This window comes from Ureibacillus endophyticus (assembly GCF_024159215.1).
GTDB lineage: Bacteria > Bacillota > Bacilli > Bacillales_A > Planococcaceae > Ureibacillus > Ureibacillus endophyticus.
In genome coordinates, this window is sequence record NZ_JAMYWW010000001.1 from 3371238 (window position 1) to 3391637 (window position 20400).

Here is a 20400-nt window from a genome sequence, read left to right on the forward strand (position 1 = left end):
AAGAGATGCATTTTTTTATAGAGATATATCCCCTACTTCAAAGATTTTATGAAGTTACAAAGATATCTATTCATTATGGTAAAACGTCTTAATAATCGCCATATAAAACGGATATCGAACAATAATATATTTTCAAAACATAGAAAAAGGATGTGTAGAAACTTTCTGCACATCCTTTTATTTAGTATATGTTGTTATGCATTTACTGTTGCTAACTTTTCTACTGAAGCTTTCACACGTTGCAGACCTTCTGCTATGATTTCTTCTGCTTGATTTCGATTAGCATTATGACCTTCTATAATTACTTCATCAAGAAGCTGCATACCACCTACGCCACCAAATACATTTTTAATGAAGTTAACTGCCATTTCTAATGGCTGTGCTTCTGGTGTTGAGTAAATACCACCTCGAGCATTTAAAACAACATACTTTTTATCTGTTAGTAATTGCAACGCTTTACCTTCTGGTGTGTATTTAAACATAAAGCCAGATTGATAAATGTAATCAATGAAAGTGTGTAGTTTTGCAGGAATTGTTAAGTTCCACATTGGAAATGCAATTACTACTACATCTGCTGCAGTAATAGCGTCCATTGCTTTTTGTTTCGCTGCTAGTAAACGCGATTCAAGGTCTGTTAATTCTTCCCCGTTTTGTACTTTTCCAAAAGCGTTGAATAAATCTTGCCCGAAATAAGGTGTATCTTCTTCATACACATCATAAGTGGTAACATTTAATCCTTCAACTTTTTTTGCTTCCTCAACATAAGTTTCAAACATTTTTGTTGAAACTCCATCTGGTCTATTATTTGCTTTAATTACTAGTATATTAGTCATCTATTTTACTCTCCTTTAATCTCTAATTCATAAATCTTGAAATCAAGATACACAAATATCATAAAGGAGGATTAATAATATATCAACAAAACAAGGCTCATACTTTTGACCGAAATCACGATTTTACCTAGTAATATCAAAGAAATTCATTATAAATTACATTGTCCATCAGAACACGAATCTCCCTGGTCCCCAACCATTTTCAGTTTTGGTTTTAACCCAGCTTCACTTGCAGCCTTTTCAATTGTTTGTTCAAATAGTTTTTGAGGTTGTGCCCCTGAAATACCGTATTTATTGTTAAATACAAAGAATGGCACCCCTCGCACTCCAATTTGTTGTGCATCGTATATATCACGTTCAATATCTTCTGCAAACTGATTGCTATTTAACACCTGTTGTGCCTCTGTCTTATCAAGCCCTAACTCATCTACTAAACTTAGAAGGATATCATGTTGACCAATTGCCTTCCCTTCTAAGAAATAGGCTTTTAGTACTCTTTCACTAAATTCTGCACCATTTTGTTTTGTTGCTGCCCATTTTGCTAAACGATGTGCTGCTACTGTATTTGCTTCTTTCATATTATCGAAATCATATTCTAGTCCAACTTCTTTTGCTCGTTCGGCTACACCTTTTGTCATATTTTTTGCTTGCTCTACCGAAATGTTGTATTTTCTCGCTAAAGAAGAATATACCGAATCCTTTGCATCAAGAGGAGTTGTAGGGTCTAGTAAAAAACTTTTATATTCAACCTCTATTTGATCTCCGTAACCCGTATCCTTAATCGCCATTTCTAACTGACGTTTCCCAATATAACAAAATGGGCAAACATAATCAGACCACACTTCAATTTTCATGTTTTCTTCCTCCTCCTTCTAATATTTATTTTACGGTGGCATCAATATTCCTACAATAATTGTGCTCAATTGTATATTTATTTGAAAAGTTCCAATACTGGATAAAAATATTACTTTACTGGGGGCCCTTATGCAAAATTCATTGTGGCTATCAAATATTAACAATATTTCTTCATCTAAGGTTGCCAATAATATAGATAGTGATGTTTGTATTATTGGTGGTGGTTTATCTGGGGTTTACACGGCTTATTTACTTGCTAAAAAAGGCATTAATGTTGCACTTATTGAAGCAAAAGATGCAGTTGGAATTGGTACAACAGGGCATTCTACTGGAAAATTAACACCACAACACGGTCTCGTTTTTAGTAAAATGTTAAAAACTTTTTCTAAAGAGGAAGTAAGAACATATTTTGATGCGAATTGGAAGGCAATTAATCAAGCCCTTCAAGATGCACCTGTTGATTTGTATCAAAATGTTGATTCATTTATTTATTCAACAACAGATGAAGGGAAACAAACATTACAGGATGAATTTAACGCCTATAAAACATTGGACTTACCTGGTATAGAAACTACAGAAACCGAATTGCCATTTTCAGTAACTGGTTCAATAAAAATGCCAGATACTTATCAAATTCACCCTACGAATTTTGCAATCCATTTTGCAAAACATGCTTTAAAAGAAGGTGCACAAATATTCGTTCGAAGTCGCGTAACGAAAATAGTTATGGATGAGAATTATGTGTTAACTGAAGATGATCATCGCGTATCTTATAAACATTTAGTTCTTTGTTCACATTACCCAATTGAATCCATAAAAGGATTATATACAACAAAACTTTCTGTAGAACGTTCTTATTTACTTGCAACAAAAACTTCTGAATTATTAAAAGGACAGTATCTATCTGTTGATAGTGCATCAAGAACGATTCGTACAGCTTTAATTTCTAACACCCCATATTTTATTTATGGTGGCACGAGTCATACTGCTGGTACGAAGAAAAATACGCAAAACTATTATGACACGTTAAAATCTGAAATGACTTCTGTTTTCGATTTAACAGATCCAACTTATTGCTGGAGTGCACAAGATCCAGATACTCCAGACTTAATGCCATATATTGGGCAAATTACTGAAAATGAATCTAATATTTTTGTAGCGACTGGTTATCGAAAATGGGGACTTTCCAATTCACTTGTTGCAGGTGAAATTATTTCAAGTGCCATTACGAGGGAAAAACATAGAGCTGCTGATATTTATAGTCCTTCAAGAGGTAATTTTGGACTAAAATTTATAAGAGCACTAAAAATTCTAGGTCTCGTTACAACAAATCTCGCTGGTGGATATATAACAAGAATTGAAGCTCCAAAATGCACTCATCTCGGCTGTAAAACAAAATGGAATGAAGGAGACGAAACATGGGATTGTCCATGTCACGGTTCTCGTTTTGACAAAAACGGAAATGTAATTGAAGGCCCAGCAGTATACCCTTTAAAATTAAAGAAATAAAAAGAATCCCCGACCAAAAATCGTCGGGGATTTTAGTTTTTATAGTCCTTCTGTTAAAACTGGTACGATTTGTTTTTTACGAGATACAACACCTGGTAAATCCACTAAATCATTTACTAGTTCTTTTCCGAAGCTCGCTGCTGCTGCTTGAGCTGCGCTACCTACTACTACAGCAGTTGAATCATTATTTAAAATATCTGTTACAACGAAGAAGAATAAGTTTAAATTGTTATCTTCTACGTTTTTATTTAATAAACTTACTAACTCTTCTTTACGATTTAATACATCATTTACATCAACAGCGTTTACTTGAGCAACAACCGCTTTTACATCGCCAAATGTAAATTCTTTCGCATCTAATGATAATAAATCTTCTAATGATTTATCAGAAAGGTCTGCACCAGCTTTTAACATTGCTAAACCATAGTCAGCTGCGTCAACTCCAGCTTTTTCAGCTAATTCGTTACCAGCTTGTACATCTTGCTCTGTGCAAGTTGGTGATTTAAATAATAAAGTATCAGAAACGATCGCTGATAACATTAATCCAGCAATGTTTGCAGGGATTTCAATATTATTTTCTTTAAAGATTTTATTTAAAATAGTTGCAGTACAGCCAACTGGTTCTGCACGGTAGTATAGTGGGTCAGAAGTTTCGAAGTTCGCAATACGGTGATGGTCAATTACTTCAGTTACTTTTACTTGTTCTACTCCATCAGCAGATTGTTGACGTTCGTTGTGGTCAACTAAAATAACTTCATTTGCTTCTTCTGCCACATTACCAATTAATCTTGGTGCTTCAAAACCGAATTTATCTAGTGCATATTGTGTTTCATTATTTACTTCGCCAAGGCGAACTGCTTCAGCATCAACACCTAATTGTTGTTTTAAGTATGCATAAACAATTGCAGACGTGATTGTGTCTGTATCTGGGTTTTTATGTCCAAAAACTAATACTTTGCTCATGAATGAGGCCTCCTATAATCAGTGGTTATATATTTCGTGTATATTTTAACATACCTATTGATAATTAGAAAAATAGAACTTCATTTCCAAACTTATAATAATCCAATTATCGGACAAAACTCGACAGCAATATTCGCTAATTTTCAAGCATTCAAAATTTAAAAAATTAAAGTTTTTCTACTTTTTGAATGGTTTTTAGGGTAATTATTGCACTTTTTGCACTGTATAAAGAATGCAAATTTATGCATAAGACGTATTTTTAATGATCCTAGAAAAAAGTGAATTCGCACTTTTTTAACGAATTCACTCATAAGGATTCTTAAATTATTTTTGTTTTTTCTAAGAATAGAAAGTTACTCTCAATTTGCGCATTCGATTTTTGGAATGTAGTATATTGTCTCTTATTTTGAGCTACCATTCCTTCCACTAATGAATGGATTAAAGAATGGGAGGCAATTATCGTTTCTGCAGAAGCTTGTTTTTGTGCCCCAACAGTAAATACGATATCTGCATATTCTCGAATAGGAGATAAACCTGAATTTGTTATAGCAACGATCTTCACATTTTTATTTCTTGCTATTTTAGTAATTGTTAAGACATCCTCGAGAACTGCATCCAATGCTAATACAAATAGTAAGGATTGCTCGTCCATCCCGCTAATTTGTTGAACAATATCTTCTACATCATGTTGAATTTGTTTTACGTGTCTTCTGTAATTACCTAAAGTATTGCTTAAAAAACTTGCTGAAGGAGAAGAATGTCTAAAGCCTAGTACATATATAAAATTCGATTCGTGCATCCACTTTACAGTTTGCTCAAACTGATTTTCTTCGACTAACTGAATTGTATTTAAAATGCTTGTAATATCTCGATTCATTACGTTACTAAAAAGAGGTTCTTGTTTTTTTGTAATAAGTGGGTGATCACCAATATCTGTATTTTTCGCCCCAATTAAATCTTCTTTAATTCGTTCCTGCAGTTCAGAGAAACCAGATAATTCCATAGCATAACAAAATCTTATTACCGTTGATTCACTTACCCCGATAAGCTTTCCAACATCAGAAGCAATATGAGTTGCGATAATATTTGGGTTATCAATAACAAACTGTGCAACCTTTCGCTGCCCTCTAGATAATCGGATGAAACGTTTTTTAATTTCATTACAAAAGCTCATGTCAACTTCCACTTCCTTCCTACCCCGTTGTATATATATACATATATTTTAATAAAAGCTAGATTAACATCATTAAAAATGGAATACAATAAGTTTTCAGAAAAAACTTTAACTTACTAAATTTTTAACTAAAAAAGACATCATTTTGTCAAATTTTCTGACTTTATTGCGATAAAATTCGACAAAAAACCCAACACTCCCCTGGACAAGAGTGTTGGGCTTTTCTGCACCGAAAGCGAAGCGTCAGGTGCATTAATTCGTACATTGCATTATTTTAGGTGGGGATTCCAATTACTACGCAAGAGTGTCTCGTTTTTCCGCACCGAAAGCGAAACGTCAGGGACAAAAACATATTTCTAGAACCATTATTTTCTAAAAAAGGTGGTCTTTTTTCTAATTTTGAAAGCTAGGCATTTCTGTACCCAAAGCTAAGAGGCAAATGCTAATACATTCAAGTACACCCTTTTACCTTGTTATGTATCCTAATCCCTGCTTCTAATTGTTTGGTTTATCGGCTTCGATAGCAAAGGGACAGATTCAAAAATATTCTTATTAGGACAACTAATTTCTAGAAAATTGTCTTTTATCTTATATATTGAATTCTGTTTCTTCCCCGAAAACTGAGTAGTAGATGCAGCAATGTTTACTTTACTACTTTACCTAGTTGTGTATCCTACAATATTTTAGGATTTCCTGATTTAAAGAACATATAATTATTCTATTTCTACTCATCTTAATAAAGTTACTTAAATTAATAAGAGTATTTTGTTAATTTCTTAAATACTATTGATAAATACCACTATTTTGCGTTAAAATGTCTTTTATATACAAACAACTGTTCATCCAGTGAGAACAAAAGGAGCTAACTCGTTATGTGGAAAGGTCTAATCGAAGAATATAAAGAATTTTTACCCGTTACTGAAAATACGCCATCTTTAACTTTAAATGAAGGTAATACACCACTTATTCATTTAGTAAATTTATCAAAAGAACTTGGCGTTGAATTATATGGAAAAATTGAGGGAGCAAACCCAACAGGATCGTTTAAAGATCGCGGTATGGTTTTTGCTGTTGCGAAAGCAATTGAAGATGGGGCTAAATGTGTAATCTGTGCTTCTACTGGTAATACATCAGCTGCTGCATCTGCTTATGCAACTCGCGCTGGTATTCAATCTATCGTTGTTATTCCTAAAGGTAAAGTAGCTCTTGGTAAACTAGCACAAGCATGTATGTATGGTGCAAAAATTATTGAAATCGACGGTAACTTTGACGATGCATTATCAATCGTTCGTCAAGTTAGTGAAACAACACCTGTAAAATTAGTAAACTCAGTTAATCCATATCGTATTGAAGGACAAAAAACTGCCGCATTTGAAATTGTAGACAGCCTTGGACATGCTCCAGACTACTTATGTATTCCAGTTGGTAACGCTGGTAATATTACTGCTTACTGGAAAGGTTTCAAAGAATATAATGAAGCAAAAAATACTGGCCTACCAAAAATGTATGGTTTTGAAGCAGAAGGTGCTGCTGCAATCGTAAAAGGTGAGCCAATTGCAAACCCAGAAACTGTTGCAACTGCAATTCGTATCGGTAACCCAGCTAGCTGGAAATTAGCAGAAGCTGCTCGTGACGAATCAGGCGGTATTATTGATTCAGTTACAGATGATGAAATCTTAGCTGCTTACAAACTAATCGCTGGTACAGAAGGAATCTTTGTTGAGCCAGGTTCTGCTGCTTCTCTTGCAGGTGTCATTAAGTCTGTAAATAGCGGTAAAATTGAAAAAGGTAGCCGTGTCGTAACTGTTTTCACAGGAAACGGTTTAAAAGACCCAGATACAGCGATGAATGTATCGAAAGTTGATTTAGTATCACTTAAAAATGATGAAGAAGAAATTCGTAAATATATTGAGGGAATTCTATGAGTAAAAAATGGCAAATCACTGTCCCTGGAAGCACTGCTAACTTAGGACCTGGGTTTGATTCCATTGGACTTAGTTTGTCCTTATATTTAGAATTAACAGTGTCAATTTCAGACAAATGGGAAATTATCCATCTTTCTGATCACCTACCAAAAGAGTTCGTATTAGAAGAACATTTAATATACACAATTGCAAAAGACGTTGCGGATCGTTACGGTAAAAAACTACCTGCATGCAGAATTGAAATGAAAAGTGAATTACCTTTCGCACGTGGCTTAGGTAGTAGTGCTGCCGCAATAGTCGCTGCTATTGAATTAGCGAACCTTGTATGTGAGCTGAACCTTACAACACAAGATAAATTAAACATCTCATCACAAATCGAAGGACACCCTGATAATGCATCCGCATCTGTTTTAGGTGGTCTTACAATTTCAATGCTTGATGAAGATGGTGTAGTAGATACAATCCATGTAAAAAATTTAGATGCAGCTTTTGTAGTATTCGTACCAAATGTTGAATTAAAAACTTCAGAAGCTCGCAAAGTATTACCTGAACAGTTCGACCGTGGTTATGCAGTTCGTGCAAGTGCAAATGCTAATATGTTAGCCGCTTCATTAATTAACAAAGATTATGAACGAATTGGTCGTTATATGGAATCTGATTTATTCCATGAACCATTCCGTGCAAAACTAATTCCTAACTTTGATGAAATTCATAAAGCTGCTAAAGAAGCTGGAGCATATGGTACTGCCCTAAGTGGTGCTGGCCCTACTGTAATTTCGATCATACCCCCTGCTATTTCTGAGCAGTTTGTAAACAAAATGAAACAACAATTCCCTGAGCATGAAATTTTGCTTACAAGAGCAGATCATCAAGGCATTTCAGTAATTGAAGTTGTAAATGATGTTTTAGCATAATCATAAAAATTTCTAAAATCATTAATAAAGATGTCCAATGAATCATATATATGAATTATTGGGCATCTTTTTTTATTTTCCACTAACCCTCTAAAGATGCTTCAATCTATTCACGCATCCTTTAACACTTCCAAAAAACGTTCGAAAGGGGTAATTCATTATGAAAATTGGCATTATTGGCGCGTCAAGTAAAGCCGGTAGAAATATTATAATGGAGGCTAAAATGCGGAATCATGAAATTACCGCATTCGTACGTGAAAAAGAAAGATTAATTGACCGAAATATTAAAGTTGTTAAGAAGGAAGGATTCCAACTAACTAAGAGGGATTTAATGCACTTTGATGTGTTAATTAATGCGTATAATGCCTTACCAGGTGAAAAATTCTCACTTGTAGAGTTAGGAAGACATTTAATTAATCAACTAGAAGGTACAAATACACGTTTATTCGTTGTTGGTGGACCTGGTAGTCTATTTATCGATCGGGAATGTAAAACGCGTTTAATCGATATTCCCGAGTTTCCTCAAGAGTCTCGCAAAATAGCTCTACAACAATTACAAAACTTAACTGACTTAAAGAAATCATCTATTAAATGGACATTCTTAAGTCCATCTCCTTTATTCGATTCTGATGGTCCTCGAACTGGCCACTACATTTTAGGTAAAAATCGCCTTCTTCTTAATTCACAACAAATTAGCTATGTAAGCTATGCAGATTATGCAGTTGCTGTTTTAGACGAAATCGAAAGACCTAAGCATGTAAATGAACAGTTTACTGTCGCATCTGAAAACGCGACATCTGCATCTTAAAAGAACCGTATGATTGTTTCTATTATTATGTGTTCATAATACAATAGAATAAAAATTAAGGGGCTGTGTTAAAAGTCAAATTGGACTTACCCCAGTCAAGTAGACAGCTTTAAAAGAGACTAAGCAGCCATCTGGTGTCGATATTCTATCGGTGCCAGGTGGTTGAGTCGTTTTTGGAAGCGTTGGTAGTTATAAAAGTAAATGTATTCCTCCACAGCCTGTCTCACTTCATCTGCTGAATGATCATGTAATAAATACAAACACTCACTTTTAAAGTGCGAGAAGAATGACTCGATACATGCGTTATCATGGCAGTTTCCCTTGCGAGAATGACTACCAATCATGCCAAGTTGTTCAACTGTCTGATGATATTTAATGGATGTGTATTGGAAGCCTTGATCTGAGTGAATAATGCTTCGATACACATTTCTTTTTGCCGTCAATTCCTGTAGCGTATCCATCACTAATTCTAAATCGTTACGTTCGCTAATCTTCCAAGCGACAATTTCGTTGTTATATAAATCTTGCACAGCCGATAAGTAGAGGAATCCACTTTTCGTTGGTAAATATGTGATATCAGTGACGAATACTTCATTTTCTGTTCGCTCGTTAAATTGGCGCTTTAGTACATTATCAAATACACGTGACATCTGATTTTTCCATACACGACGCTTTTTACGGATAATCGAGTGAATGCCGAGTTCACACATTAATCGATAAACTTTCTTATGATTCACATGGAATCCTTTCTCCCGTAAAGCAATTTTCATGCGTGGATAACCATACATTTTATATTTCTGATGAATCGATAAAATGTGTTCCTTTAACACGATATCAGCTTGTTTACGGGATGATGTCTTACCGTTTTTAATCCACTTATAATAGCCTGAACGTTCTACTTTTGCCATTTCAGTCAGCCACGTAATAGGATAGCGATCTTTCATTTCCTCTATAATTTGATAACGATCTGGATAAGTTGGCATTCCTCCATTTACAGATTTGGATACTGCTTTTTTAAATATTCAACCTGAGCTTTATAGTAATCACGTTCTTCTTCTACACTATTAAAGTGAACACGTTTTCCTTTTAAGGGATTCTTCACACCTTTTGCGCCAGATCCTGAAGAAGGTAGGCGGTTAAAAGCTTCAATCGAACCTACTTCTTTATATTTTTGAACCCATCTTTCCACCTGAGTTTTACTTCGGAGGTTAAACTTTTTTGCAGTTGTTACATAGCTATCTTCACTATTTAAGTAAGATAAAACAACTTGTAATTTGAAATCATTTGAATAAGTATTGTTTTTTCTGGACATAGAAAAATCCCCTCTAAATAGACTGTTAGCTACAGATTACCGTAGCCTTTTTTACATTGTCTACTTAAAGGGGATAATATCAAATTGACTTTTTAACACAGCCTTTCATATTTATAAATATCCACAATAAAATAATGGTCCTGCGATTATAATGATAACAATAATCGTAAAGCTGTCGTCTCAGAAGGATATTTCAGACGGCACCTTTTTATGCCAATAACAATAAACTCACTGCCATCACAGCCATACCAGCTACTAACCCATAAATTGATAAATGCGTCTCGTCATATTTCTGAGCTGCTGGTAGTAACTCATCTAGGGATATGAAGACCATTATCCCTGCAACACCAGCAAAAATAATACCGAACATGGCCTCTGTTAAAAATGGCATTAAGATGATATAAGCAACGATTGCTCCAACAGGTTCTGCTAAACCTGAAAAGAAGGATAATTTAAAGGCTTTTTTCCGTATCCCTGTTGCGAAATATATCGGTACAGCAACAGCTATCCCCTCTGGAATATTATGAATTGCTACTGCAATTGCGATAGCGATACCTACATTTGGATCTTGTATCGCAGACATAAACGTTGCAATACCTTCTGGAAAATTATGAATCCCTATTGCTAAAGCGGTAAAGACCCCCATCTTCATCAACTTTTCTTCATCTATACCAACACTCTTTTGTAACTTAACTGCGTTTACATCTTCAACGGTTTTCACTTCATGTGGATTGCTTTTCTTTGGAATAAAGCGGTCAATTAGAGCAATAAGTAGCATCCCCCCAAAAAAGCCAATAACCGTCATCCAATAGCCTTGCGTATCCCCTAAAGCCGTTGTAAGGGAATCCTTTGCCTTTACAAAGATTTCGATTAAGGAAACATAAATCATGACACCTGCAGAAAAACCTAATGCAGCTGAAAGAAACTTTTTATTTGTTCTTGTGGTAAAAAAAGCAATTAAAGCTCCAACCCCGGTGGCTAACCCTGCAAACAACGTCAAACCTAAAGCAAAAATAACGTTTCCTTCCATACGGTATCCAGTCTCCTTTTTTATAATACTAGTATTATATACAGAAAAGTTTCCTTTGTGCAACTTTTTTTAACTCATCAACATATTATGCTCATAGACAACATTTCATTAAAAAAATAACACCTAAAATTAGGTGTTATTTTTTCATTTTATTAAACTTTGTCTTTCTTTGTTCATACCAAAACACACAAATTATGAACCAGAAATAGGCAATTGTCCAACCAGCAAAGACATCTGTAGGATAATGATGATTGTCTGCAATCCTAGACAAGCCTATTAATATAGTAAGTAGTATCGCCACTACCCAAACAAATACCATATTCTTTTTGCTTACAACAACTTCTGATAGTAAATAAGCAATTGTAAACAATAATAATAAGGAAAGCATTGCATGACCCGATGGAAAACTAAATGACGTAAGCTGATCCACCATTTCTGGTCTTGGACGATCGACTACATTTTTTATAATTTGATTTAATACTCTCCCACCTGCAATCGACAACAATACAAAAAGCATTCCTCGAAAATTTCTTTGCCTTAACCATAAAACGATTAACAGTATTAAAGAAGTGGCAACAATCACTTTTGTGTTTCCTATGTAATGAAAAGCTGAAATAAACTTGTTACCATAGAAAAAATTAGTTACTGATTGATCCATTTTTACAAACATTGGCTTCTCAAAACTAGTAAAGATAATAATGAAAATACAAAGTGAAATGAAAGCCAGTATGTACGAAACTTTTTTCATAAAAACCTCACCATCTAAATTTACTAACCTAGTAAAATTTATTATTCAAAATAATAAAATAACACAAAAAACGCCCTAGGAATAGGACGTTTTTTTACAATAACAGCTGTTTCTATATTCTTATTTTAATTCGTTTAAGATTTCATCAATTTTACTTGTTTCAGTTGTGATACCGCCTGAAGAGAAGTACCAAGTAGTACCATCAAGGTAAACGATTTTTCCATCTTTGTATGCACGAGTTTGTTTAATAATATCGTTTTCAACATCCGCTTTAGCTACTTCTTCATTAGCACCACGGTCAACTACTAATAATACTTCTGGGTCAACTTTTAATACAGATTCAAATGAGAAGTCAGAACCATGAGATGAAGTTTCGATACCTGTTACAGCAGGATTGAAGCCAAAGTCATTATATACGTATGCAAAACGAGATTTTTCACCGTTATCGAAACCAGAAAGTTTTTTCTCATTGTACATTGTTACTAATGCATTTTCATAACCAGATGCTTTTTCTTTTAATGCATCAACTTTTTCTTGGAATGCAGCTTTTAACTCTTCAGCTTTATCTTCTTTACCAAAGATTTTAGCAGCTAAGTCAACAGATTCATAAATACCTTGTACATAATCTTCATTGTCAGAAGCAATATAGATTACATTTGGTGTAATTTCTGTTAATTCTTCATAGTAACCAGCTTGACGACCAGAGATGAAAATTACATCTGGTTCAGCAGCAGCAACTGCTTCTAAGTTAAGTTCTTTTAAAGATCCAGCGTCTGCGATATCACTTGTAAAGTATTTCTCTTTTAAGTTTTCTGGTAAGAAACCTTTACCACCGTTTTGTGCTACACCTACAACACCTTCAACACCTAATGCATCAAGAGTATCTAAGAAACCATAGTCTAAAACAACAAGACGTTCAGGTTGTTGTTCTAATGTTACATCTTCAAATACTGTTTTAGTACCTGATTCTTCATCTTCACTTTCAGCAGTTAATGGTGCAACAGTCATTGGAAATGCAGAATTTTCAGTTGCTGATGTGTCAGCAGATTGTTCTGTAGCAGTATCCTCCGTCGCTGTATCAGTTGTTGATTCCTCTTCAGCACCACATGCAGCTAGAGCAAGTGTTAATAACGCTGTGGCAGTTATATACTTCCATTTTTTCATTTTTATTTCTCTCCTGTTCTCTTTTACTTATCGATAATGATAATCATTATCAGCTAATTGAAATTATAGCACTTGAAAAATTAACGTCAATACTTTTTTAAATATTTTTTCTATAACGCTTTAATAAATTTTTAAAAACGAAGTTGTGCAGAAAGTATCCTTTCTGCACAACCTCTACTACTAAATCATCACTAAGAATGCGAATTAAAGTATACGCAAATACGACATCCATTCTGTTCTTGTACAGGAATATCCATATCATAGACTTCACGTAAAGCTTCAGAATTTATAATTTCATGTGTTTGACCATCTTTTACAACACGGCCATTTTTAAGGGCAACAATACGATCTGAATAAACAGATGCAAAATTTATATCATGGAGTACAATTACGACCGTCTTACCAAGTTCATCTACTAATTGTCTTAGGATTTTCATAATTTGGACAGAATGCTTCATATCCAAGTTATTTAAAGGCTCATCTAGCAAAATATATTCCGTATCTTGTGCAATAACCATAGAAATAAATGCACGTTGTTTTTGTCCGCCAGATAATTCGTCCAGGAATTTATCTTGCATGTCTGTTAAATTCATATATTCAATTGCTTGATCAATGAACTTTTCATCTTCAGCAGTTAAACGCCCCTTTGAATAAGGATAACGTCCAAAAGAAACTAACTCACGTATTGTTAATCGAACATTTAAATGGTTTGATTGCTTTAAAATTGCTACTCGTTTTGCAAAGTCATCCGACTTCATCTTTTTGACATTATTTTTATCTAGGAACACTTCACCAGTATCTGAATCTAATAATCGACTGACCATTGATAATAACGTCGATTTACCTGCCCCATTAGGTCCGATAAAGGATGTAATTGTTTTTGGTTGAATCGTCACTGTTACATCTTCAACTACAGGCTTTTTACCAAAGTGTTTCGTTACTCCTTTAATCTCGATCATTATGCAGACCTACTTTCTTTTAATAATAAGTAAATGAAGTATATACCACCGACAAAATTAATTATTACACTAATAGTAGTATTTAAATTAAAGACGTGTAGAACAAGGAATTGCCCACCCACTAATGCAATAATACTGATTAAACTTGCAGCAGTAATAAGTACCGAATGTTTATACGTCACCATAAATTGATATGCTAAATTGGAAACAATTAATCCTAAAAATGTGACTGGTCCAACAAGAGCTGTTGATGTTGCGATTAAAATAGAGGATAAAACTAATACTTTTAATACGATTTTATCGTAGTTGACACCTAGGTTAATTGCTGTTTCACGCCCTAAAGACATTACATCTAATTCTCGCATTAATCGAGATCCATATATAAAAGCAATACCTAAAATCACAATACAAATGTATACTAACTCTGATTTAACGTTTGTAAAACTTGCAAATAGTTTATTTTGTAAACTTATATATTCTATCGGATCAATCAATACTTGAAGGAAATTTACGAAATTACCTAGTAATACACCTAAAATCATCCCTACAAGTAATAATAAATAAATTGGGTGTTTATCTGCTCTAAATAAAAATCGATAAAGGATTAAAGCAAATGCAACCATAACAATGATTGCTACCCCAAAGTTTAAATAACGATTTACAACAAAAATTGAAGATGCTCCTAATGAAAAGAAAATAATCGTTTGAACCACTTCATACATGGAGTCAATCCCCATAATGGATGGTGTTAAAATTCGATTTTGAGTAATCGTCTGGAACATAATCGTTGAATAGGCAATTGCAATACCAGTGATCACCATTGCACATACACGGATTAAGCGTCGCGGGAAAGCATAACTAAATCCACCTTGAATGTTATAAAATGAAAAAAGTAAAATGCATACAATTGCTAAACCAAATAAAATAAGAAGTTTCGTACTATTTTTTCGCATATGCTTTCCCCCTAAATAACATTACTAAGAAGATCGCACTGCCTATTACTGCGACTGTAATATTAACCGGAACTTCATAAGGGTATACAATAATTCGGCTGAAAATGTCACAAACTAATAAGAAGACAACCCCTAAGAAAATTGTGTGAGGAATCGTTTTACGTAAATTGTCACCTAAATAAAGAGATACGATATTTGGTACAATTAACCCTAAGAAAGGAATAACCCCAACAGTTAGAATTACAGTTGTTGAAATAACTGCTACGATTACTAAACCTAAATTTAATACTGTTTTGTAGCTAAGTCCTAGGTTTTTAGCAAAATCCTCACCCATCCCAGCTACAGTAAATTTATTTGCAAATATGTAAGCTAAAATAATAGCAGGAACCGCTAAATACAATAACTCATAGCGACCTGATACAACTAACGTGAAGCTTCCTATAAAGAAAGATTGTACATTTTGTAAAATATCTGACTCATAACCTATAAATGTACCAATGGAAGATAATATATTCCCATACATAATCCCAATTAATGGTACGAAAATAACATCTTTAAACTTTATACGATCAAGTATTTGCATAAAAAGAATTGTTCCAATTAATCCAAAAGCAAAACTAAAAATAATTTTTTCCATATATGTCACATTGGTGAAAAACACCATTGCAACAATAACTCCTAATTTTGCAGCATCTAATGTACCTGCTGTCGAAGGTGATACGAACTTATTGCGACTTAAACTTTGCATAATTAAGCCGGCAATACTCATTCCTGCCCCCGCTAAAATAATGGCCATTAATCTTGGAACACGACTCATTAAGAAAATTTGCGTTTTATCTGATTCCCAATCGAGAAGGTCACTCGGCCTAATATCAATTGCACCAACAAATAGCGAGATAAGTGACAGGATGATTGAAGCGGTTATTAACATCCATAGTCTCATTTTTAATCCCCATATTCTCTATAATTATCAAGTATGTATAATGAAAATGATTCTCATCTTCGAACTCTTCCTCATTATAATAACAAAATATTAAAAAATCAATAATAGATTGTGAACAGGTCGAGTATAGATGCACTCATATTAATAAACATACAAAAAATCTCCCAATGAGTTTATTCATTGAGAGATTTTTGATTATTGTTCAATTTCTACTGCTTTATCAATTACTTCTTGAGGAACGACAATATTTTTTACGCCATTAACGTTATCAAAAGTAATATTTGTATTCATCTCCATAGATATTTCTTGTCCTTCAACACCAATACCCATATTGACAACCATATCCATAGAAAGAATATCAAAATTATCTTTATTAATATTAATCGTATAATTCACTTTATCAAATGTCATATTCTCAAACATTTCTTCTTCTTCACTAGGAACACCTAACATTTGATTCAGTTGCATTTGTTCCAACATATATTCTTTAAACTTATCACTTGCAGCACTTAAAGTTAAAACATACTCAGAATCTGTTTGTTCAAATTTAAATTCATCAATAAAAGATTTTAAAGCTTCTAATTGCTCAGCGGCATTTGCTTGATTCGCAGTTTGCCCCATCACCATATCAAATTGATCGGACGGAAGTTTCATCCATTGTTTCGATTCTGAATCTTGCATAAATAACCCTTGTTCAGACATGTACATTTCCATATCTACATTGATATCGTCCCCTGAATCAGGATCTTCCATTGTCATTGTACCATCCATGTACATTGCTAATGGATCGACTATCATATCCATTTTCATATTACTCTTTGTGCCCATTACAAATTTTTCTTCACCAGAACCAAAAGTAATTACTTGGTTCATTTTCATATCTGCACTAACACTTTCTAACTCATTTTGACGTTCAATAGCTTTATCATATACTTCTTGCAAGGTAAGTTCACTTTTACTTTCTTCTTTCGTTCCCGTTTTCGGTTCTGCAGTTTCACTACACGCAGCTAATACGAAAACTAATAGAGATGTAAAAAATGCGTATCCCCATTTTTTCACTACATATCCCGTCCTTTCTATTATATAAGGGTACCATTAAATAACGTATTAGTAATGGTACAGGTGTCACTTTTTATATAGAACACCTAAAATTTGTTTCTTTCTATATAAAAAAAGAGTCCGAAATGCTGATTATCATCACATTTCGGACAACAAATTAGTTTATTCCACGCATCGCTTTTGAGATAAGTGGTGTTACTATTAATAAGATAACTCCTAGTACAATGGACATGCCACCCAATGAACCAAAATACGTAATTTCTGAAACTGCTTCATATAGTCGAACAAGCTGTGCATTAATTGCTTGCGCAGCAGCACTTGTTAAGAACCATAGAGACATGGTCTGCGCAGCAAAGGCAGCTGGTGCCAGTTTTGTTGTTGCAGATAAACCTACTGGAGATAATAACAATTCCCCTACTACAACTAGGAAGAATGAAAGCACTAACCACCATGGACTTACAAGCTCCGTACCACCAGACATTTTTGCTGGAATAATCATTACTAAGAATGAAGCTCCTGCAAAGAATAAAGATATCGCAAATTTCTTAGGAGTTGATGGCTGTTTTGAACCTAGACGAAGCCAAATCCACGCAAACACTGGAGCAAACATAATAATAAATAATGGGTTTAATGATTGGAACCAAGAAGCTTTCAGTTCGAAACTACCTACAGATAAATCTGTTCTTGTATCAGCATATGTTGCTAAAATTGTTGCTCCCTGTTCTTGAATCGCCCAGAACATTACCGCTGCAATGAATAATGGAATATAAGCAAGTAAACGTGATTTTTCCTCTTTATTTGTTTTTGGACTACGATACATAACAATAAAGAAAATCGTCGGTATCGCTACACCAAGTGTCGTAATAAGCAAACTAAATACTTTCATCGTTAAATTATCTGTTACGTAGAGTATTATCCCTATTAATAAAATTGCGACAATTCCAACGACAAAATTACGAACCGCTTTCTTTTTCTCTTCTTTATTCATTGGGTTCGGTACTTCAATACCAGCTAACCCCAAATTCTTTTTCTGTGTTACATAATAAACAATTAAACCAATTAACATACCAATTGCTGCAACACCGAAACCTAGATGGAAACTATACTCTTCCCCAATTGTTCCGACGATAAATGGAGCAATAAATGCACCCATGTTGATTCCCATATAGAAAATACTGAAACCGGAATCTCGGCGGTTATCATTTTCAGCGTACATATCCCCGACAATTGTGGATACATTTGATTTTAAGAAGCCTGTCCCAACAATGATAAACAACATTGAGAATAACAATCCTGTAAATCCTAGTGGCAATGCTAAAATGATATGACCAATCATTATTAATATTCCACCGTAAAATACGGCTCTTCTTGTTCCAAAAACTCGGTCTGCAAACCATCCACCAATTACACCAGACATATATACTAAAGATCCATAAATAGCCATGATCGAGTTAGCTGTAACTTGATCTAAACCAAGACCACCTTCATGTAACTCGTAGTACATATAGAAGATTAGAATGGCACGCATTCCATAGTACGAGAAACGCTCCCAAAATTCTGTAAAGAATAATGTAAGTAAACCTTTAGGGTGTCCGAAGAAACCCTTTTGTGGAACAGATTTAACTATTTCACTTTTGCTATGCATATATAACACCCTACCTGTTTTATTTTTCATTTTTTCAGACAATTCCAACTGAAGTCAGTTGTCTGACAATTGCACTTTACAACAATAAAGTATTTTGAAAGGTTTTTCAATATATTAATAAATAGTTCGAAATTTTAATTTTTTCTTTATTTTCGTTAAAATTACTTTATTTTGCTATTACATGTAACAACTGAGCATATTCTGAAATAATTATTAAGAACCATAAAAAAAGGTAACGACATCATTCATCGTTACCATTTTTCATTATTTAATTACATATTGTTCGAATTTTTTATAGTCAATATCTTTAAGTTCTACAGTAAGCTTCGTTCCATTTTCCTCATATTCTGTAGCTTTCACTAATGCATTTCCATTTAAATACGAGACGATATCTCCTTTATCAAATGGGATAAGCATATCGCAAGTAACATAATTAGAAAAAATATGCTGACGAATCATTTCAATTAATTCATCTAATCCCTCATCTTCTTTAGCAGATAACCAAATATTGTCTCCGCTTACTAATGGATATTTTACGTTTGCTAAGTCGGACTTATTGTAGATATATATAGTAGGAATCCCTTCAATTTCAATATCTGCCAATGTTTTGTTCGTAACATCCATCATAAAACGATATTGTTCATTAGATACATCTACAACATGAAGTAAAAGATCTGCATTCTTTGCTTCTTCAAGAGTGGAACGGAATGCCTTTACTAAATGGTGGGGTAATTTACTAACAAAACCTACTGTATCAGTTAGTAGGAAGCTTTTTTTATCAGCCAACTCAATATTTCGAACTGAAGTATCCAACGTTGCAAAAAGCATGTTCTTTTCAAACACTTTTTTATTTTCTTCTTGTCCAATTTTCCGTAAGATACTGTTCATAATAGTCGATTTCCCTGCATTTGTATAACCAACAAGAGACACAACAGGTAGTTCATTTTTAATTCTTCTTTTCCGTTGCGTCTCCCGTTGTTCTTTTACATACTCTAACTCTTTTCGTAGTCTTGCAATTTGATCTTCAATTTTTCGGCGATCTAATTCTAATTTTGTTTCCCCAGCACCACGGTTTCTAAATCCTCCACCAGTGCCACCGCCTTGACGAGAAAGAGAAGCATGTAAGCCAACCAAGCGCGGCAACATGTATTGTAATTGAGCTAATTCTACTTGCATCTTAGCCTCACGTGTATTAGCACGTCGGTCAAAAATATCTAATATTAGCATTGTACGATCAATGACTTTGCATTCTAAATCATGTTCTAAATTTCGAATTTGAGAAGGCGATAATTCATCATTGAAAATAACGAGATTCGCATCAATTTCATCTATATAGTTTTTAATTTCTTCTATTTTCCCTGTGCCTACATAATGGGAAGGATTTACACGTTCTAAATTTTGCGTGACCTGCCCAACAACTTCAACTTCCAAAGCCTCAGCTAAATTCGCTAATTCTTCCATGGAATAATCAAAGTTAGGATCGCTACCTAGGTTTACTCCTACTAAAATTGCTCTTTCAGTAATTACTTCGACTTCTTTCATATTGCTCAAATATAATTCCTCCCTCGTTTATAGGGTCCATTTAAAATATCGTACCATATATTAT

The 20400-nt window shown here is 34.0% G+C and carries 19 protein-coding genes; 4 read left to right on the top strand and 15 right to left on the bottom strand.

Annotation, left to right across the window (positions count from 1 at the left end; translation table 11 throughout):
* Nucleotides 1-194: 194 nt before the first annotated feature.
* Both NKR20_RS16650 and NKR20_RS16655 read right to left on the bottom strand, forming a co-directional pair.
* Nucleotides 195-833 carry an FMN-dependent NADH-azoreductase gene (locus NKR20_RS16650; protein WP_121213116.1) on the bottom strand — a complete coding sequence of 213 codons (639 nt, stop codon included), beginning with the start codon at nucleotides 831-833 and terminating at the stop codon, nucleotides 195-197.
* Nucleotides 834-982: 149 nt separating this feature from the next.
* Entirely contained in the window at nucleotides 983-1687 is a 705-nt protein-coding gene (locus NKR20_RS16655; protein WP_253427700.1) for a DsbA family oxidoreductase, read from the bottom strand.
* Between the two features lie 130 nt (nucleotides 1688-1817).
* On the opposite strand from NKR20_RS16655, the gene NKR20_RS16660 reads away from it, so the two are divergent.
* Nucleotides 1818-3197, top strand: a complete 1380-nt coding sequence (locus NKR20_RS16660) for an FAD-dependent oxidoreductase (RefSeq protein WP_121213114.1) — start codon at nucleotides 1818-1820, stop codon at nucleotides 3195-3197.
* 39 nt (nucleotides 3198-3236) lie between these two features.
* On the opposite strand, the gene NKR20_RS16665 is transcribed toward NKR20_RS16660, so the two are convergent.
* Both NKR20_RS16665 and NKR20_RS16670 read right to left on the bottom strand, forming a co-directional pair.
* Nucleotides 3237-4160 (bottom strand): manganese-dependent inorganic pyrophosphatase, encoded by a 924-nt coding sequence (locus NKR20_RS16665; RefSeq protein WP_121213113.1) that lies wholly within the window; start codon nucleotides 4158-4160, stop codon nucleotides 3237-3239.
* Nucleotides 4161-4479: 319 nt separating this feature from the next.
* Complete coding sequence (locus tag NKR20_RS16670) at nucleotides 4480-5334, bottom strand: MurR/RpiR family transcriptional regulator (protein ID WP_253427703.1); 855 nt, start codon at nucleotides 5332-5334, stop codon at nucleotides 4480-4482.
* Nucleotides 5335-6206: 872 nt separating this feature from the next.
* Between NKR20_RS16670 and thrC the strand changes: the two genes are divergently transcribed.
* The 3 genes from thrC (at nucleotide 6207) to NKR20_RS16685 (ending at nucleotide 8981) form a co-directional block, all read left to right on the top strand.
* Nucleotides 6207-7259 (top strand): threonine synthase, encoded by a 1053-nt coding sequence (thrC, locus tag NKR20_RS16675; protein WP_253427705.1) that lies wholly within the window; start codon nucleotides 6207-6209, stop codon nucleotides 7257-7259.
* A complete protein-coding gene (gene thrB, locus NKR20_RS16680; protein ID WP_253427707.1) occupies nucleotides 7256-8173 on the top strand; it encodes a homoserine kinase in 918 nt (305 codons plus the stop codon). Before thrC ends, thrB begins: the two co-directional genes overlap by 4 nt.
* A gap of 160 nt (nucleotides 8174-8333) precedes the next feature.
* Nucleotides 8334-8981, top strand: a complete 648-nt coding sequence (locus NKR20_RS16685; protein WP_253427709.1) for an NAD(P)-dependent oxidoreductase — start codon at nucleotides 8334-8336, stop codon at nucleotides 8979-8981.
* Between the two features lie 119 nt (nucleotides 8982-9100).
* On the opposite strand, the gene NKR20_RS16690 is transcribed toward NKR20_RS16685, so the two are convergent.
* The 11 genes from NKR20_RS16690 to hflX form a co-directional block, all read right to left on the bottom strand.
* Nucleotides 9101-9964: an IS3 family transposase gene (locus tag NKR20_RS16690; protein WP_121216063.1), complete on the bottom strand. Its 864-nt coding sequence runs from the start codon at nucleotides 9962-9964 to the stop codon at nucleotides 9101-9103.
* Nucleotides 9965-9972: 8 nt separating this feature from the next.
* Nucleotides 9973-10293, bottom strand: coding sequence for a helix-turn-helix domain-containing protein (locus tag NKR20_RS16695; RefSeq protein ID WP_121216062.1), 321 nt, complete (start codon nucleotides 10291-10293; stop codon nucleotides 9973-9975).
* Between the two features lie 208 nt (nucleotides 10294-10501).
* Entirely contained in the window at nucleotides 10502-11323 is an 822-nt protein-coding gene (zupT, locus tag NKR20_RS16700) for a zinc transporter ZupT (protein WP_253427711.1), read from the bottom strand.
* Between the two features lie 136 nt (nucleotides 11324-11459).
* Nucleotides 11460-12071: a phosphatase PAP2 family protein gene (locus NKR20_RS16705; protein WP_253427713.1), complete on the bottom strand. Its 612-nt coding sequence runs from the start codon at nucleotides 12069-12071 to the stop codon at nucleotides 11460-11462.
* A 120-nt stretch (nucleotides 12072-12191) separates the two neighbouring features.
* Nucleotides 12192-13235 carry a siderophore ABC transporter substrate-binding protein gene (locus tag NKR20_RS16710; protein WP_253427715.1) on the bottom strand — a complete coding sequence of 348 codons (1044 nt, stop codon included), beginning with the start codon at nucleotides 13233-13235 and terminating at the stop codon, nucleotides 12192-12194.
* Between the two features lie 191 nt (nucleotides 13236-13426).
* Entirely contained in the window at nucleotides 13427-14194 is a 768-nt protein-coding gene (locus NKR20_RS16715) for an iron ABC transporter ATP-binding protein (RefSeq protein WP_253427717.1), read from the bottom strand.
* The gene (locus tag NKR20_RS16720; protein ID WP_253427719.1) at nucleotides 14194-15147 is read right to left on the bottom strand and encodes an iron chelate uptake ABC transporter family permease subunit; all 954 of its coding nucleotides are present in this window, start codon (nucleotides 15145-15147) and stop codon (nucleotides 14194-14196) included. The genes NKR20_RS16715 and NKR20_RS16720 overlap by 1 nt, the downstream gene beginning before the upstream one ends.
* Nucleotides 15134-16090 carry an ABC transporter permease gene (locus NKR20_RS16725; protein WP_253427721.1) on the bottom strand — a complete coding sequence of 319 codons (957 nt, stop codon included), beginning with the start codon at nucleotides 16088-16090 and terminating at the stop codon, nucleotides 15134-15136. The genes NKR20_RS16720 and NKR20_RS16725 overlap by 14 nt, the downstream gene beginning before the upstream one ends.
* Before the next feature lie 195 nt (nucleotides 16091-16285).
* Nucleotides 16286-17149, bottom strand: coding sequence for a DUF6612 family protein (locus NKR20_RS16730; RefSeq protein WP_253427723.1), 864 nt, complete (start codon nucleotides 17147-17149; stop codon nucleotides 16286-16288).
* 157 nt (nucleotides 17150-17306) lie between these two features.
* Nucleotides 17307-18794: a peptide MFS transporter gene (locus NKR20_RS16735; RefSeq protein ID WP_253427725.1), complete on the bottom strand. Its 1488-nt coding sequence runs from the start codon at nucleotides 18792-18794 to the stop codon at nucleotides 17307-17309.
* A 264-nt stretch (nucleotides 18795-19058) separates the two neighbouring features.
* The gene (hflX, locus tag NKR20_RS16740; RefSeq protein ID WP_121213162.1) at nucleotides 19059-20336 is read right to left on the bottom strand and encodes a GTPase HflX; all 1278 of its coding nucleotides are present in this window, start codon (nucleotides 20334-20336) and stop codon (nucleotides 19059-19061) included.
* Between the last annotated feature and the right edge of the window lie 64 nt (nucleotides 20337-20400).

Excerpts from the sequence above, each read along its gene's own strand:
- hflX (WP_121213162.1), bottom strand. The coding sequence starts at position 20,336 with ATGAAAGAAGTCGAAGTAATTACTGAAAGAGCAATTTTAGTAGGAGTA.
- NKR20_RS16735 (WP_253427725.1), bottom strand. The coding sequence starts at position 18,794 with ATGCATAGCAAAAGTGAAATAGTTAAATCTGTTCCACAAAAGGGTTTC.
- NKR20_RS16670 (WP_253427703.1), bottom strand. The coding sequence starts at position 5,334 with ATGAGCTTTTGTAATGAAATTAAAAAACGTTTCATCCGATTATCTAGA.
- thrB (WP_253427707.1), top strand. The coding sequence starts at position 7,256 with ATGAGTAAAAAATGGCAAATCACTGTCCCTGGAAGCACTGCTAACTTA.
- NKR20_RS16665 (WP_121213113.1), bottom strand. The coding sequence starts at position 4,160 with ATGAGCAAAGTATTAGTTTTTGGACATAAAAACCCAGATACAGACACA.
- NKR20_RS16720 (WP_253427719.1), bottom strand. The coding sequence starts at position 15,147 with ATGCGAAAAAATAGTACGAAACTTCTTATTTTATTTGGTTTAGCAATT.
- NKR20_RS16710 (WP_253427715.1), bottom strand. The coding sequence starts at position 13,235 with ATGAAAAAATGGAAGTATATAACTGCCACAGCGTTATTAACACTTGCT.
- thrC (WP_253427705.1), top strand. The coding sequence starts at position 6,207 with ATGTGGAAAGGTCTAATCGAAGAATATAAAGAATTTTTACCCGTTACT.
- NKR20_RS16705 (WP_253427713.1), bottom strand. The coding sequence starts at position 12,071 with ATGAAAAAAGTTTCGTACATACTGGCTTTCATTTCACTTTGTATTTTC.
- NKR20_RS16660 (WP_121213114.1), top strand. The coding sequence starts at position 1,818 with ATGCAAAATTCATTGTGGCTATCAAATATTAACAATATTTCTTCATCT.
- NKR20_RS16650 (WP_121213116.1), bottom strand. The coding sequence starts at position 833 with ATGACTAATATACTAGTAATTAAAGCAAATAATAGACCAGATGGAGTT.
- zupT (WP_253427711.1), bottom strand. The coding sequence starts at position 11,323 with ATGGAAGGAAACGTTATTTTTGCTTTAGGTTTGACGTTGTTTGCAGGG.
- NKR20_RS16695 (WP_121216062.1), bottom strand. The coding sequence starts at position 10,293 with ATGTCCAGAAAAAACAATACTTATTCAAATGATTTCAAATTACAAGTT.
- NKR20_RS16725 (WP_253427721.1), bottom strand. The coding sequence starts at position 16,090 with ATGAGACTATGGATGTTAATAACCGCTTCAATCATCCTGTCACTTATC.
- NKR20_RS16685 (WP_253427709.1), top strand. The coding sequence starts at position 8,334 with ATGAAAATTGGCATTATTGGCGCGTCAAGTAAAGCCGGTAGAAATATT.
- NKR20_RS16715 (WP_253427717.1), bottom strand. The coding sequence starts at position 14,194 with ATGATCGAGATTAAAGGAGTAACGAAACACTTTGGTAAAAAGCCTGTA.
- NKR20_RS16655 (WP_253427700.1), bottom strand. The coding sequence starts at position 1,687 with ATGAAAATTGAAGTGTGGTCTGATTATGTTTGCCCATTTTGTTATATT.
- NKR20_RS16690 (WP_121216063.1), bottom strand. The coding sequence starts at position 9,964 with ATGCCAACTTATCCAGATCGTTATCAAATTATAGAGGAAATGAAAGAT.